General features: G+C 65.9%; 10 protein-coding genes. 6 read left to right on the top strand and 4 right to left on the bottom strand.

Annotated features, from left to right (window positions below):
- The first annotated feature begins 110 nt into the window (after window positions 1-110).
- The 3 genes from K4A76_RS09670 to K4A76_RS09660 are packed head-to-tail and all read left to right on the top strand — an operon-like array spanning window position 111 to window position 2,922.
- Window positions 111-1,121, top strand: coding sequence for an ABC transporter substrate-binding protein (locus K4A76_RS09670; RefSeq protein WP_274412038.1), 1,011 nt, complete (start codon window positions 111-113; stop codon window positions 1,119-1,121).
- A complete protein-coding gene (locus K4A76_RS09665; RefSeq protein ID WP_029884977.1) occupies window positions 1,121-2,137 on the top strand; it encodes a FecCD family ABC transporter permease in 1,017 nt (338 codons plus the stop codon). Before K4A76_RS09670 ends, K4A76_RS09665 begins: the two co-directional genes overlap by 1 nt.
- Window positions 2,134-2,922, top strand: a complete 789-nt coding sequence (locus tag K4A76_RS09660; RefSeq protein WP_274412037.1) for an ABC transporter ATP-binding protein — start codon at window positions 2,134-2,136, stop codon at window positions 2,920-2,922. The genes K4A76_RS09665 and K4A76_RS09660 overlap by 4 nt, the downstream gene beginning before the upstream one ends.
- A gap of 41 nt (window positions 2,923-2,963) precedes the next feature.
- Here the strand turns inward: K4A76_RS09660 and K4A76_RS09655 are convergent, their stop codons facing one another.
- Window positions 2,964-3,461 carry a GNAT family N-acetyltransferase gene (locus K4A76_RS09655; RefSeq protein WP_009683983.1) on the bottom strand — a complete coding sequence of 166 codons (498 nt, stop codon included), beginning with the start codon at window positions 3,459-3,461 and terminating at the stop codon, window positions 2,964-2,966.
- A gap of 130 nt (window positions 3,462-3,591) precedes the next feature.
- Here K4A76_RS09655 and K4A76_RS09650 point away from each other — a divergent pair, with 130 nt between their 5' ends.
- The 3 genes from K4A76_RS09650 to K4A76_RS09640 all read left to right on the top strand — a co-directional run bounded on the left by K4A76_RS09650 (window position 3,592) and on the right by K4A76_RS09640 (window position 7,225).
- Entirely contained in the window at window positions 3,592-4,071 is a 480-nt protein-coding gene (locus K4A76_RS09650) for a hypothetical protein (protein ID WP_274412036.1), read from the top strand.
- A gap of 58 nt (window positions 4,072-4,129) precedes the next feature.
- A complete protein-coding gene (locus tag K4A76_RS09645; RefSeq protein ID WP_274412035.1) occupies window positions 4,130-5,701 on the top strand; it encodes a sensor domain-containing diguanylate cyclase in 1,572 nt (523 codons plus the stop codon).
- Between the two features lie 186 nt (window positions 5,702-5,887).
- Entirely contained in the window at window positions 5,888-7,225 is a 1,338-nt protein-coding gene (locus tag K4A76_RS09640) for an MFS transporter (protein WP_274412034.1), read from the top strand.
- A gap of 870 nt (window positions 7,226-8,095) precedes the next feature.
- Here K4A76_RS09640 and K4A76_RS09635 read toward each other — a convergent pair.
- The 3 genes from K4A76_RS09635 to K4A76_RS09625 are packed head-to-tail and all read right to left on the bottom strand — an operon-like array spanning window position 8,096 to window position 13,704.
- Complete coding sequence (locus K4A76_RS09635) at window positions 8,096-11,242, bottom strand: efflux RND transporter permease subunit (RefSeq protein WP_054911914.1); 3,147 nt, start codon at window positions 11,240-11,242, stop codon at window positions 8,096-8,098.
- 16 nt (window positions 11,243-11,258) lie between these two features.
- Window positions 11,259-12,458, bottom strand: a complete 1,200-nt coding sequence (locus K4A76_RS09630) for an efflux RND transporter periplasmic adaptor subunit (RefSeq protein ID WP_054911915.1) — start codon at window positions 12,456-12,458, stop codon at window positions 11,259-11,261.
- Window positions 12,451-13,704, bottom strand: a complete 1,254-nt coding sequence (locus K4A76_RS09625; protein WP_212623627.1) for a TolC family protein — start codon at window positions 13,702-13,704, stop codon at window positions 12,451-12,453. Before K4A76_RS09625 ends, K4A76_RS09630 begins: the two co-directional genes overlap by 8 nt.
- Window positions 13,705-13,918: the final 214 nt, after the last annotated feature.

Below are 13,918 nucleotides of genomic sequence, written 5' to 3'. Positions count from 1 at the left end.
CGGCGGGGTGCCCGGGATTGGCCATTGTGTTGCCTTTGCCGCTGGCAAGGGCGCGGCGATGTCTGTCCGTGCGTTCATTCCGTGAACTGTCCGATAGGAGATCGCCCAGCATGCTGCCCCGCTTCGCCACCCTGCTTGCCGGCCTCAGCCTCAGCGGCCTGGCCCAGGCCGCCGCCACCCAGTACCCGCTGACGGTGGACAACTGCGGTAAGCCGCAGACCTTTGCCCAGGCGCCACAGCGCGCCGTGACCATCGGCCAGGCCGGCACCGAGATGCTCTATGCCCTGGGCCTGGGTGACAAGCTCGCGGCGAGCTCGCTGTGGTTCAACAATGTGTTGCCCGAATACCAGGCCGTGAACGCCACGGTACCGCGCCTGGCCGACAACGAACCCAGTTTCGAGGCGGTGGTTGGCCAACGCCCGCAACTGGTGGCCGTGCAGTTCGAGTGGATGGTCGGGCCGCAGGGTGTGGTCGGTACGCGCGAACAGTTCGCCGAACTGAACATCCCCACCTACCTGTTGCCCTCGGACTGTGAAGGCAAGGACAACCTGATCGGTGCCGACGGCACCCGCCTGCAGGCGTTCCAGGTCGACAGTATCTACAAGAGCATCAGCCAGCTGGCGGAGATCTTCGATGTACAGGCGCGCGGCGTGGCCCTGAACGCCGAACTCAAAGGCCGCCTGGACAGCGCCCGCGCGCAATTGGCCGGCAAGGACCTGTCGGGCACCTCGGCACTGTTCTGGTTCTCCAGCGCCAACCTGGTCATCGACCCTTACGTCGCGGGCCGCCAAGGCGTCGCCGACTTCATGCTGCGCACCCTGGGGGTGCGCAATGTGGTCGAGTCCAGCGAGGAGTGGCCCACCGTTGGTTGGGAAACCCTGGCCAGGGCCAACCCCACCTGGCTGATCATTGCCCGCATGGACCGCCGGCGTTTCCCCGCCGACGACTACCAGAAGAAGCTGGCATTCCTGCGCAGCGACCCGGTAACCCGCAACATGGACGCGGTGAAACACGACCGCATCATCATCCTCGACGCCGACGCCATGCAGGCGGGTATCCGCCTGTTCCGTGGCGTGCAAACGTTGGCGGCCGCTTTTGCCAGCGGTAAAGCCAGCCAGTGATCAGTCGACTGTCAGCCTGTATCGGACTGGCCGTGGCCGCACTACTGGCGGCCCTGCTCGCCGGCACAGCCATTGGCGAAACCGGCCTGGCACCGCGCGTGGTCGGCCAGGTGCTGGCCAACCAGCTGTGGCAAGCCGGTTATCCGGTCGACCCGATCGATGCCGGGATCATCTGGAACTATCGCCTGACCCGCACACTGGTTGCGGCGGCCTGCGGTGCCGGCCTGGCCACCTGCGGCGTGATCCTCCAGGCGCTGCTGCGCAACCCCCTGGCCGAGCCCTACCTGCTGGGGCTGTCCGCCGGCGCTTCGACCGGTGCCGTACTGGTTGGCCTGCTGGGCCTGGGCAGCCTGGCTTTGAGCATGTCGGCCGGCGCCTTCATCGGTGCCCTGGCGGCCTTTGCTCTGGTGCTGGTGCTGGCCCGCGCGGCAGGCCCTGGCAGCAATAACGCCCAGGTGATTCTGGCCGGTATCGCCGGGTCGCAACTGTTCAATGCCCTGACGGCATTCCTGATCACCAAGTCGGCCACCGCCGAGCAGGCACGGGGCATCCTGTTCTGGCTACTGGGCAACCTCAGTGGCGTGCGCTGGCCCGCAGTATGGCTAGCCGTGCCAGTGGCACTGTTCGGCTTGCTGGTGTGCCTGTGGCATCGCCGCGCGCTGGATGCCTTCACCTTCGGCGCCGACTCGGCAGCTTCGCTGGGCATACCGGTGCGGCGCACCCAGTTACTGCTGATCAGTTGCGCGGCGCTGGTAACGGCCGTGATGGTGTCCATCGTCGGCGCCATCGGTTTCGTCGGGCTGGTCATTCCACACGCCCTGCGCCTGCTGCTCGGCCCCGGACACAGCCGCCTGCTGCCTGCCAGTGCATTGGGCGGGGCACTGTTTCTGATTGCCGCCGACATCCTCTCGCGCACGCTGATCAGCGGCCAGGTCATACCGGTGGGCGTGGTCACCGCGCTGCTTGGCGCGCCTGTCTTCGCGCTGATACTGGTCAGCCGCCGGGGGCGCCCATGACGGTCATGGCTGCATTCCAACTGGCGCCGCTGAGCTGCCAGGATCTCAGCCTGCAACTGGCCGGCAAACGGGTGCTGCACGACATCCACCTCAACCTGGTGGCGGGTGAAACACTCGCGATCGTCGGCCCCAACGGCTCAGGCAAGTCTTCGCTGCTGAAGGTGCTGGCCGGCCTGCGCCCGCCGGCCTGCGGCAGCGTGCAGTTGATGGGCGAGCCACTGGCAGGCATGCCTCGCCGGCGTGTGGCCCAGTGCCTGGCACTGGTTGAACAGCAGGCCGACACCCTCGATGCAATCAATGTATTCGACGCGGTCGCCTTGGGCCGCACGCCGTGGCTGTCAGCCATTGCGCCGTTCTCCAGCGCGGACCGGGCGATTGTCGAGCAGGCACTGGCCGACCTCGACGCCTTGCACCTGCGCGCTCGCCTTTGGGGGTCGTTGTCCGGTGGCGAGCGCCAGCGCGTGCATATCGCCCGCGCCCTGGCCCAACGGCCGCAGGTGCTGCTGCTCGACGAACCGACCAACCACCTGGACATCCAGCACCAGCTGAGCCTGCTGCAACAGGTACAAGCCCTGCAGGTGACCACCCTGGTGGCCCTGCACGACCTCAACCAGGCGCTGACCTGCGACCGCGTTGCAGTGCTCGACAAAGGCCGGCTGGTCGCCCTCGGCACGCCGTTCGAGGTACTGACCCCCGAGTGCCTGCTGCACACCTTTGGTGTTCATGGCCATTACCTCACCGACCCCTGGGACGGCACACGCATCCTGCGCTTTCGCGCCCCCTGAGCTACCGGCAGAAGCCTGGGTAGCCCAGGCGCCTGGCCTGCTCAGCCCAAGCGCAGTTGCATGTGCGTGGTTTGCCAGACCGGGTCTGGCTCCACGTCCACGACAGCGAAGCCTTGCCGCTCCCAGAACGTGATGGCCCCCGGCAGGAATGGGTGGGTATGCAGGTAGAGGCAACCGATGCCAGCCTGCAGCGCCTGCTGGCGCAAGGCGCCGAACAACGCGGCGGCAAGCCCGCGCCTGCGGTACGCCGGCAGCACGAACAGGCGCACCACTTCAACTACCCGCTCGCCAGCATAATCAAGCTGGCTGAAACGGTGGTCGTAGGGCAGGTAGCCGATCACCCCGACCAGGCGCTCGTCAACCCGGGCTTCCAGGAAGCAGCCCTCGCCTTCAAGGTAGGTTTCGCTGAAATGCGCCAGGTCCCGGGGCAACGGTGCATTGGCCAGCGCCGGAAACAGCTCGCGGCGCGCGCTGTCGACAAACGCCAGCACTTGGCCAATGGCATCGCGGGTCACAGGTTGCAACGTCCAGTTCGGCATAAGGTTCAAGCCTGAGTGTTGGGTGCACGGTTCTAACCCAGCCGGCCGTACAAGGCAAATCGCAGGGCTCGTCGCGGCAGGGCTGACCTCGCTATAATCGGCAGCCTTCACTGCCCGACCAGGCCACGCCATGCCTCGCATCCAGAAGTTGCTGTTGCCGCTGTTGCTGATTGCTGCCGTTACCGCCTGCGACCAGAAGCCCTCCCGTGAAGAGCAGATTCTTGCCCAGCTGCCGCTGCAGGATGCCTACAACCACAACATCGAACGCATGGCCGGGCTGCTGGCCCGCCAGCACCCACGGCTGGCGCGTGCCACCATCGAAGATGTGCTGCGCAAGCACCTGACGGTAGAAGACCAGCGCCAGGACCTGTTCCGCCTCTACAGCAAAGAGCATTTCAGTGACGCCGAGTTCGCCACCATTGTCGCGGCCACCCAGGACCCGGCCAAGGCCCGTGCCCTGGAAGACACCGATGCTGGCCGGCAACTGAGCGACAAACTCACCGGCCTGATGCGTGAAACCGCCCGCGACCCCAAGGTGCAAGCATTGGCCGAGCAGCGCATGCAGCAGGTGCAAGACGAACTGAACGCCTTGGACAAGGCAGGTTCATGAGCGCGACCGGCACGGTCGCTTCCGTTTCGTAGCCCTATTCAAACACTCGAGGTCAGGATTGCCACACGCCAAGCACGGACTGCGCCTGGATCTACGCACACTCATTCTGGTGCTGTGCGCCCTTACTGCCGTGGTCATGCTGTGCGCCAGCTATTTCGCCAGCTACCGGGTGCAGCGCCAATTGCTGATCGACCACGCGCTGGAAGCCAACCGGGTGTATGCGGCCAAGCTGGCCAGCATCACCGATGCATTCATCGGTAGTGCCTTGCAGCAACTGGCGTTCAGCGCCAGCGTGCAAGGCCGGCAACTGGACGATCCCGCCGCCTTGCAGCGCGAGACCGACCGGGTGCTGGGCCAGAGCATGGCGTTCAATTCCACGTTCGTGATCGATGCCAATGGCGTGCTGCTGGCGATATCCCCCGCCCCGCTACGCCATATGGTCGGCACCCGGATGGAATCGCCCGGTGTGCAGGAGGCATTGCAGGAACGCCGCGCGCTGGTGTCGACACCCTACCTGTCGGCGGCCAACAACCTGGTGGTGGCGCTGACGCAACCGGTCGTCGACGCCAACGGCCGCTACCTGGGGTATGTCGGTGGCAGCCTTTACCTGCGGGAACGCAACATCCTCAACCGCCTGCTCGGCGAGCACTTCTACAAGGACGGTTCGTACCTGTATGTGGTCGACCGCAATCGCCGGTTGCTCTACCACCCCGACAGCCAGCGGGTGGGTACCGTCGTGCAGGGCAATGAGCTGATCGACCAACTGACCACCTTGGGCAACGGCACCCGCCAGCTGACCAACAGCCAAGGTGTGGAGATGGTCGCCGGCTTCGCCACCGTGCCCAGCGCCGGCTGGGGCGTGGTGGCACAGCAGCCACTGGCACAAACCATGATGCCGCTCAGCCGCCTGGTGCTGAACGTGGTCGGTACTTCCGCGCCGCTGGCCCTGATAGGCTGCTTGCTGCTGTGGTGGCTGGCCCTGACCATCGCCCGCCCCCTGTGGCAACTGGCTGCAGGCGCCCGCTCGATGGACCGCCCCGGCACCGCTGAGCGCTTGCATCGCGTGCGGGCCTGGTACTTCGAGGCCGCAGAGCTCAAGCGCGCCTTGCTGTTCGGCTTGAACTTGCTGCAGGCGCGCATCGGCAGGCTCAACCGCGATGCCCAGACCGACCCGCTGACGGGCCTGGGCAACCGCCGCAGCCTGGAGCTCAACCTGTCGCTGCTGGAAGCCGAAGGCCGGGCATTTGCAGCCATCGTGCTGGATATCGACCACTTCAAGCAGGTCAACGACAAGCATGGGCATGTGGTCGGTGACCAGGTGCTGCAGCGGCTGGCCGAGCTGATGCGCCGCTGTTGCCGCGAGGGTGACCTGCTTTGCCGCACCGGCGGTGAAGAGTTTCTCATGCTGCTGCCTGGGGCCAGCCTGGAGGTGGCCGCCGCGGTCGCTGAGCGCCTGCGGGTGACGGTGCAGGAAACGCCGATCCAGCCGGTGGGCTCGGTGACCCTGTCACTGGGGGTGGCCCACTGGAACGGCGAGCCGGGGCGCGAGCCGGAAACCGTGCTGAGCGAGGCTGACCTGGCGCTGTACCGGGCCAAGCAGGATGGGCGCAATCGCGTCGCTGTCGCCTGATTGCCTGGCGCCCGCTGCGCTGGCGGGCACACGCCGTGTCGATGGCGGTTGATTCAGGTATCCCGAGGTCGTCCTCGACAAAGCGCTTTGCGCTGCCCGGTTATCTACTGGCAGGCATAACAATGATGGCGCGGCCAGACCGCACCACGTTCATCATGCCTGCCAATGGAATCGGAGAGCACCCGCATGTCCGCACCTCATGAGGTATCCCCCGCCACCCTGCGCAGGGTGATCGCCGCCTCGGCCATCGGCAATTTCGTCGAGTGGTTCGACTTTGCCGTATACGGCTTTCTCGCCACGCTGATCGCCAGCCAGTTCTTTGCCAGCGAAGATTCCAGCGTCGCCTTGCTCAAGACCTTTGCCGTGTTCGCGGTGGCCTTCGCCTTGCGCCCCCTGGGCGGTATCGTGTTCGGCGCCCTCGGCGATCGGCTGGGGCGCAAGCGCATCCTCTCGCTGACCATCTTGCTGATGGCCGGCTCCACCACCCTGATCGGCCTGCTGCCGACCTACGCCAGCATCGGCCTGGCCGCGCCGGTATTGCTGACCTTGGCGCGCTGCCTGCAAGGGTTTTCTGCCGGTGGCGAATACGCCGGGGCCTGCGCCTACCTGATGGAACACGCGCCCAACGACAAGCGGGCTTTCTACGGCAGCTTCGTACCGGTTTCGACCTTTTCCGCGTTCGCCTGTGCGGCGGTGATCGCCTATAGCCTGGAAGCCAGCCTGTCCAGCGAAGCCATGGCTGCCTGGGGCTGGCGCATTCCGTTCCTGATCGCCGCGCCACTGGGCCTGGTCGGCCTGTACCTGCGCTGGCGCATGGAAGAAACCCCGGCATTCCGGGAAGCCGTGGCCCAGGGCAAGGAGCACGAGCATTCGCCACTCAAGGAAACCCTGCGCCACCACGGCCAGGCCATTCGCAACCTGGGGGCGTTCATTTCGCTGACGGCGTTGTCGTTCTACATGTTCACCACCTACTTCGCCACCTACCTGCAACTGGTCGGCAACCTGACCCGGGCGCAGTCGCTGCTGGTCACCACCGTGGCCCTGCTGTTCGCCGCCATCGGCTGCCCGCTGGCGGGGGCGCTGTCGGACCGGTTCGGGCGGCGCAAGACCATCGGCTTCACCTGCCTGTGGGTGATGCTGTGCGTGTTCCCGGCCTACTGGCTGGCCAGCTCCGGTTCGATGCCGGGGGCCCTGCTGGGGGTGATTCTGCTGGCGGTCGGGGCACTGTGCAGCGGGGTGGTGACAGCGGCATTGCTGTCGGAGAGCTTCCCGACCCGGACCCGCTACACCGCTTCGGCCATCACCTACAACGTGGCCTATACGCTGTTCGGTGGCACCGCGCCGCTGGTCGCGACCTGGCTGATCGGGCAGACCGGCAGCAGCCTGGCGCCGGCGTTCTACCTGGTGGTGATTGCGTTGGTGGCTTTGCTCGGCGGGCTGGCGTTGCCGGAAACGTCCCGGATATCGCTGCATGATGAACCCAACGCCGAGGGTGTAGGCCAAGGCGTTCAAGGCTCGGTTTGAGATCCCGGGGCTGCCGTGCAGCCCATCGCGACACAAAGCCGCGTGTGTCTTGAGAGGGGATTAGAGTCTGGAGTGAGAGCGGCGAATGACAAGCTGAATGCCGCAGGTGCCTAGAGCCCGCTCCCACAACGAATCGCGCAGGCTGTCGCGCAAGCTTCAAACCCAGTGCAGTACCTGTGGGAGCGGGCATGCCCGCGAACACCGGCGCAGCCGGTGCCAGGTACCGCGTTGCCTGCTTCGCGGGCAAGCCCGCTCCTACAACGAATCGCGCAGGCTTTTCAAAATTTGAGAAAGACAGCTGCTCCTGCAAGTACGGCGGCAACTCCGAGCCAGCGCAGGCCCTGTGGGAGCGGGCGTGCCCGCGAACAACGGCGCAGCCGGTGCCAGACACCGCGTCGCCTGCTTCGCGGGCTTGCCCGCTCCCACAGGTGAATCGCGCAGGCTTCAAATTTTGAGAAAGACAGTTGCTGCTGCAAGTACGGCGGCCACTCCAAGCCAGCGCAGCCCCCCTGTGGGAGCGGGCATGCCCGCGAACACCGGCAAAGCCGGTGCCAGATACCGCGTTGCCTGCTTCGCGGGCAAGCCCGCTCCTACAACGAATCGCGCAGGCTTTTCAAAATTTGAGAAAGACAGCTGCTCCTGCAAGTACGGCGGCAACTCCAAGCCAGCGCAGGCCCTGTGGGAGCGGGCATGCCCGCGAACACCGGCAAAGCCGGTGCCAGACACCGCGTTGCCTGCTTCGCGGGCTTGCCCGCTGCCACAATGAATCGCGCAGGCTTTTCAAATTTTGAGAAAGACAGTTGCTCCCACCAGGCACACCCTGCAGGGTGGAGGTGTGCCGCGATGGGCCGCCCCAGCGGCCCCAGGGCTTTACCCCTCCTGCGCCTCTTCGCGCCGATAAGCCCATTGGTACAACGCCGGCAATACCAGCAAGGTCAAGGCGGTCGAAGACAGAATTCCGCCAATCACCACGGTCGCCAATGGCCGCTGCACCTCAGCCCCGGTGCCCGTCGCCAAGGCCATGGGAATGAAGCCCAGTGACGCCACCAGCGCGGTCATCAGTACCGGCCGCAAACGGGTCAGCGCGCCCTCCTCGACCGCCGCACGCAGCGTTCGCCCCTGCTCACGCAAGCCGCGGATGAAGGCAATCATCACCAGGCCATTGAGCACGGCCACCCCCGACAGGGCAATGAAGCCCACGCCAGCGGAAATCGACAAGGGAATGTCGCGCAACCACAGGGCCAGGACGCCCCCTGTGAGGGCGAACGGAATTCCAGTGAACACCAGCAGGCCATCCCTGAGGTTGTTGAACATCATCAACAGCAACGCCATGACCAGCAGCAAGGCCACTGGCACCACCACTTGCAGGCGCTCGGCCGCCGATTGCAGCTGTTCGAACTGGCCACCCCAGCGTGTCCAGTACCCAGGCGGTATCGGCACCTGGCCGCGCAATACCTGCTCGGCCTCCTGCACAAACGAGCCCAGGTCGCGCCCCCGCACGTTGGCGCTGACCACCACCACCCGCTTGCCGTCTTCGCGGCTGACCTGGTTCGGCCCCAGTTGCAGGTCAAGGGTGGCCACCTGCGACAGCGGGATGAAGCCAATCTGCCCGGTGCCCGCAGCCCCACTGGCCGGCACCGGGATCAGCAGGCTAGCCAGCCCATCGACGTCGGTACGCAAGGTTTCCGACAGGCGCACCACCATATCGAACCGCCGGTCACCTTCATACAAGGTGCCCGCCTTGCGGCCGCCCACCGCGGTGGCGATGGCATCCTGCACATCACCCACGTTCAGGCCATGGCGGGCGGCCTTGTCGCGGTCGATGTCGATGGTCAGCACCGGCAGGCCCGTGGTCTGCTCGACCTTCACCTCGGACGCACCGGGTACGCCCTGCAGGCTGCCGGCGATCTGTGCGGCAGTACGGTTGAGCACCTGCATGTCGTCACCGAACAGCTTCACCGCCACGTCACTGCGCACACCGGAAATCAGCTCGTTGAAACGCAACTGGATCGGCTGCGACAACTCATAATTGCTGCCGGGAACACTGGCGGCGGCACGTTGCACATCGGCGATCAGCGCCTCGCGTGACTTACCGGGGTCGACCCATTGCTCGCGCGGGCGCAGCATCACATAGGCATCGGAAATATTCGGCGGCATCGGGTCGGCAGCGATCTCGGCGGTACCGGTACGGGCAAACACCCGCTCCACCTCGGGCACCTGGGCGATGATGGCCTGCTCCAGGCGCTGCTGCATGTCCACCGATTGCGACAGGCTGGTGCCCGGCACACGCAGGGCCTGCAGGGCAAAATCACCCTCGCTGAGGCTGGGGATGAATTCACTGCCCATGCGGCTGGCCATTACCCCGGACAACAGCACCAAGGCCGCTGCCCCGGCAAATGCACGCCGGCGCCGGCCCAGCACCCAGGCCAGCACCGGCGCATAACGCTGCCGCGCCGTGCGCATTACCAGGCCCTCTTCTTCCTTGACCTTGCCGGTGACGAACAGGGCGATCGCAGCGGGTACGAAGGTCACCGAAAGGAGCATCGCGCCAAGCAGGGCGATGACCACGGTGAAGGCCATAGGGTGGAACATCTTGCCTTCGACCCCGGTCAGGGCAAAGATCGGCAGGTACACCACCATGATGATCAACTGCCCGTAGATCAGTGGCCGCCGTGCTTCGCGGGCGGCGGCAAACACCTCATGCAAGCGCTCGCTGCGCGTCAGCATGCGGCCATGCCGTTGCTGGGCATGCGCCAGTCGGCGGATGGCGTTTTCCACGATCACCACCGCGCCGTCGACAATGATGCCGAAATCCAGCGCGCCCAGGCTCATCAGGTTGGCGCTGACCTTGTTGGCGAACATGCCCGTGAAGGTGAACAGCATCGACAACGGAATGACCATGGCGGTGATCAGTGCCGCGCGAATGTTCCCCAGGAACAGGAACAGCACGGCGATCACCAGAATGGCCCCCTCGATCAGGTTCTTCTTCACCGTGGCGATGGCCTTTTCCACCAGGTTGGTGCGGTCGTACACGGTCACCGCCGACACCCCTTCGGGCAGGCTGCGGTTGATCTCCACCAACTTGGCAGCCACTGCCTGGGATACCGTGCGGCTGTTTTCGCCGATCAACATGAATACCGTGCCCAGCACCACCTCGCGGCCGTTTTCGGTCGCCGCCCCCGAGCGTAACGCTTCGCCAAGGCCTACCTGGGCAACGTGGCTGACGCGGATCGGGGTGCCGTCCACGCTGGAGATGACGATGTTGGCGATATCATCGGCCGAGGCCACCTGGCCAGGCGCGCGGATCAGCAACTGCTCGCCGTTACGTTCGATGTAACCCGCGCCGACGTTGGCGTTGTTACGCTCCAGCGCCGCGACCAGGTCGTTGAGGGTGAGCTTGTAGGCCGCCAGGCGCTTGGGGTCCGGCGCAATCAGGTACTGCTTGGCGTGCCCGCCAATGCTGTTGACCTCTGCCACCCCGGGCACGTTGCGCAACTGCGGCTTGATGATCCAGTCCTGGATCACGCGCAGGTCGGTTGCGCTGTAGGGGGTGCCGTCTTCCTTCAGGGCCCCCTCTTCGGCTTCCACCGTCCACAGAAAAATCTCCCCCAGCCCGGTGGAGATCGGCCCCATGCCAGCCTCGATGCCCTCGGGCAGTTGCTCGCGCGCCACTTGCAGGCGCTCGTTGACCAACTGGCGGGCGAAGAACAGGTCGGTGCCGTCCTCGAAGATCACCGTGACCTGTGACAACCCCGAGCGCGACAGCGAGCGCGTCTGCTTGAGCCCGGGCAGGCCGGCCATGGCGGTTTCGATGGCGAAGGTGATGCGCTGCTCGGTCTCCAGGGGCGAGTAACCGGGTGCGGCCGTGTTGATTTGCACCTGGACGTTGGTGATATCCGGTACGGCGTCGATCGGCAACTGCCGGTAGCTGTGAATGCCCACCGCGGCCATCAGGACCACAGCCAGCATCACCACCAGGCGCTGCTCGATGGCAAATTGGATCAGGCGTTCGAACATGCAGGCGTACCCCTGGTCAATGGCTGTGCTCGGCCGAGCCTTTGCCCAGCTCCGACTTGAGAACGAAGCTGCCGGCGGCAGCCACCTGGGTTCCGGCGGCCAGGCCGCTGGTGATTTCCACCTGCCCGGCATCGCGACGGCCAGTGGTTACGGGTCGGGCCTCGAAGCCCTGCTCGGTACGGGCAAATACCACGGTCTGCGCGTCCAGGCTTTGCAGGGCGATTTCAGGCACCACTACCGCAGCCTCGAAACGTTCGATGCTGACCGCAACATTGACGAACAAACCGGGGCGCCAGGCGCCGTCAGGGTTGGCCAGGCTGGCACGGACGGTGGCGGCACGGTTCTGCTCGCCGAGCAGGCTGCCAACATAATTGACCTTGCCTTCGACCTGGGCCCCCAGGTCTGGCGCGCTGACCATGACCGTACGGCCGGTGCGTACCTTGTCCAACTCACGCGGTGCCACGGCGAAAGTCGCCCACACCCGGCTCAGGTCAGACAGGGTGAAGGCGTTGCTGGTCGCGTCGACCACCTCACCCACGCTCAGGTGTTTCTCCACGACCACGGCGTCGAACGGTGCGCGCAGTTCATAGCGGTTGCCGGCACCTGCCGGCCCTACCGCGGCGACCTTCTGCCGGGCATTGGCCAAGGCGATTTCGGCCTCCTGCAGCGCCTGGCGCGCCTGCAGGTAATCCTGCTCGGCGCTGATGCGCTCCTGCCACAGCTGTTGTTCGCGGCGCAAGGTCAGGCGCGCCAGCTCAAGGCGGCGTTGGGCAGCCTGCTGCTCGCTGCGCAGGTCAGAGATCTGCTGGCTGGCGATTACCGCCAGCACCTGCCCGCGCTTGACCGCCTGGCCCAATTCGGCCTGGACTGCCTCGACCACACCCGGCACCCGCGGTACCACGTGGGCGGTGCGGTCCTCGTCAAAACGGATTTCACCGGGGAAGTTTATGGCTGTACCCAGCGCGCGCGGCCCGGCAGCAACCAGCTGCACCCCGGCAGCTTCGATCTGGGCGATGGACAGGTGCACCTGCCCTTGTTCATCGTCGTGCTCTGTTTCTGCATGCCCTTCGGCGGCGTCCGCCTCGCCATGCTCATGGCTGTCTTCAGCTGGCTGGGCAGTGGCTGCCTGGCCGAGCGTACCGGTCCAGGCCAGGCCACCGAGGCCTAACGCGGCCAGGGTGGCTGCCAGAAGGGCCAACTTGCGTGGGTTAGTCATTGCTGCTCCTGCTGATCATTGGGTTGCCCAGGTCATCGAGGTCGCCGTAGATACGCTCGACCCGCGCGCGTGCATCGGCCGCCGTGGCCAGGGCCTCGAGGTACAGGCCACGGGCCTCGATCAACGTGCGCTGGGCATCGAGTACATCGAGAAAAGCGAACTTGCCCATTTCGAAACCACGGGTGGCGGTGTCCACGGCTTGCTGTGCAGCCGGCAGGATGGTGCGGTCGTAGGCCGCCACCTCCTGCATGGCCGTGGCCCATTGGTCGACGGCGCTGCGGGTTTCGCTGCGCAAGCGCAGGGCCACGGCATTGCGCAAGTCACGCGCCTGGTCGGCACGGCGCGCAGCCGCCAGCACGTTGCCCTGGTTACGGTCGAACAACGGCAGCGGCATGGACAGGCCAACCACGTTCACCCGCTCGCGCTCTTCGCGGCTGTACTGGCTGCCAAGGCTGACGGTGAGGTTGGGAATGCGCTGAGCCTTTTCCGTGCCCAACGCCGCATCGCCACGCTCGACCTGGGCGGCGGCCAGGCGCCACTCGACCGTTTGCTCGACGCGGGCGAGCAAGGTGTCAGTACTGGGCGCGACCCCAGGCGAAAGGTTGGCCGCCTGCAAGCTGTCGAAGCTGGCCAGCGGGCTGCCGGTCAAACGCGCCAGGGCCTGGTAGGCCACGCTACGCTGGGTTTGCGCGCGGCGCAGTTGGGCCTCGGCCTGGGCCAGTTGCACCTGGGCGCGGGTGGCCTCCACGGGCGATGACTGGCCGGCAGTGACCCGCCCCTGCACCACCCGCAAGCCGCGGGCGGTCAAGGCCTGGGATTGCTGCGCCAGCTCCAGCGCGGCCTGTGCCCGCAAGGCGGCATGGAACGCCTGGACCACATCGGCACGCAGGGCATTGCGCTGGCGTTCCAGGTCAAGCAGGGCGATCGCCTGACCGACGCCGGCCGCGGCGATGCGTGCAGCGCGCTTGCCGCCCAGTTCCAGCGGCTGGCTGAGGGTGATGGTGGTGGTGCTGGTGTCCCGGCGCGTGTCCTCCACCTCCCACGCCAGCTCGGGGTTGGGCAGTAACCCGGCCTGGCGCCGCTCGCCGTCGGCAATGCCGATTTCGCGGCTGGTGGCAGCCAGTTCCGGGTTCTGGGCAAAAGCGGCGGCCAGCGCCTGGGGCAAGCTCAGGCGCTGGCTGGCGTGGGCGCTCGTGGCGCCAACCAGCAGCAGGCAGAGCAAGGCGAACTTGCGGGGGATGAGCACGGAACAGGTCCTCGTCGACGAAGGGTGGCGAGGGACTGTAGAGAGGGCTGGTTATCGGGGTGGTGGCATGAAAATTACAATTCTGTAAGGCGTGCAGCCTGTGAGCCAGCGCGCCTTGGCGGCGAACGCGGTTCGATAATCGCCCACTTTCCCAACACGGCGGCTCCCCTCAATTGACGGAACTAACCAGTCAGTACAAAACTAGGCACATCCA

Source organism: Pseudomonas sp. NEEL19, assembly GCF_028751975.1.
GTDB classification, from domain to species: Bacteria; Pseudomonadota; Gammaproteobacteria; order Pseudomonadales; family Pseudomonadaceae; genus Aquipseudomonas; species Aquipseudomonas juntendi.
This window is presented reverse-complemented; position numbering and strand designations above follow the sequence as displayed.

What these genes read in the sequence shown, in the direction of transcription:
- K4A76_RS09670 (WP_274412038.1), top strand. Translation starts at nt 111, where the DNA reads ATGCTGCCCCGCTTCGCCACCCTGCTTGCCGGCCTCAGCCTCAGCGGC.
- K4A76_RS09660 (WP_274412037.1), top strand. Translation starts at nt 2,134, where the DNA reads ATGACGGTCATGGCTGCATTCCAACTGGCGCCGCTGAGCTGCCAGGAT.
- K4A76_RS09655 (WP_009683983.1), bottom strand. Translation starts at nt 3,461, where the DNA reads ATGCCGAACTGGACGTTGCAACCTGTGACCCGCGATGCCATTGGCCAA.
- K4A76_RS09650 (WP_274412036.1), top strand. Translation starts at nt 3,592, where the DNA reads ATGCCTCGCATCCAGAAGTTGCTGTTGCCGCTGTTGCTGATTGCTGCC.
- K4A76_RS09640 (WP_274412034.1), top strand. Translation starts at nt 5,888, where the DNA reads ATGTCCGCACCTCATGAGGTATCCCCCGCCACCCTGCGCAGGGTGATC.
- K4A76_RS09635 (WP_054911914.1), bottom strand. Translation starts at nt 11,242, where the DNA reads ATGTTCGAACGCCTGATCCAATTTGCCATCGAGCAGCGCCTGGTGGTG.
- K4A76_RS09630 (WP_054911915.1), bottom strand. Translation starts at nt 12,458, where the DNA reads ATGACTAACCCACGCAAGTTGGCCCTTCTGGCAGCCACCCTGGCCGCG.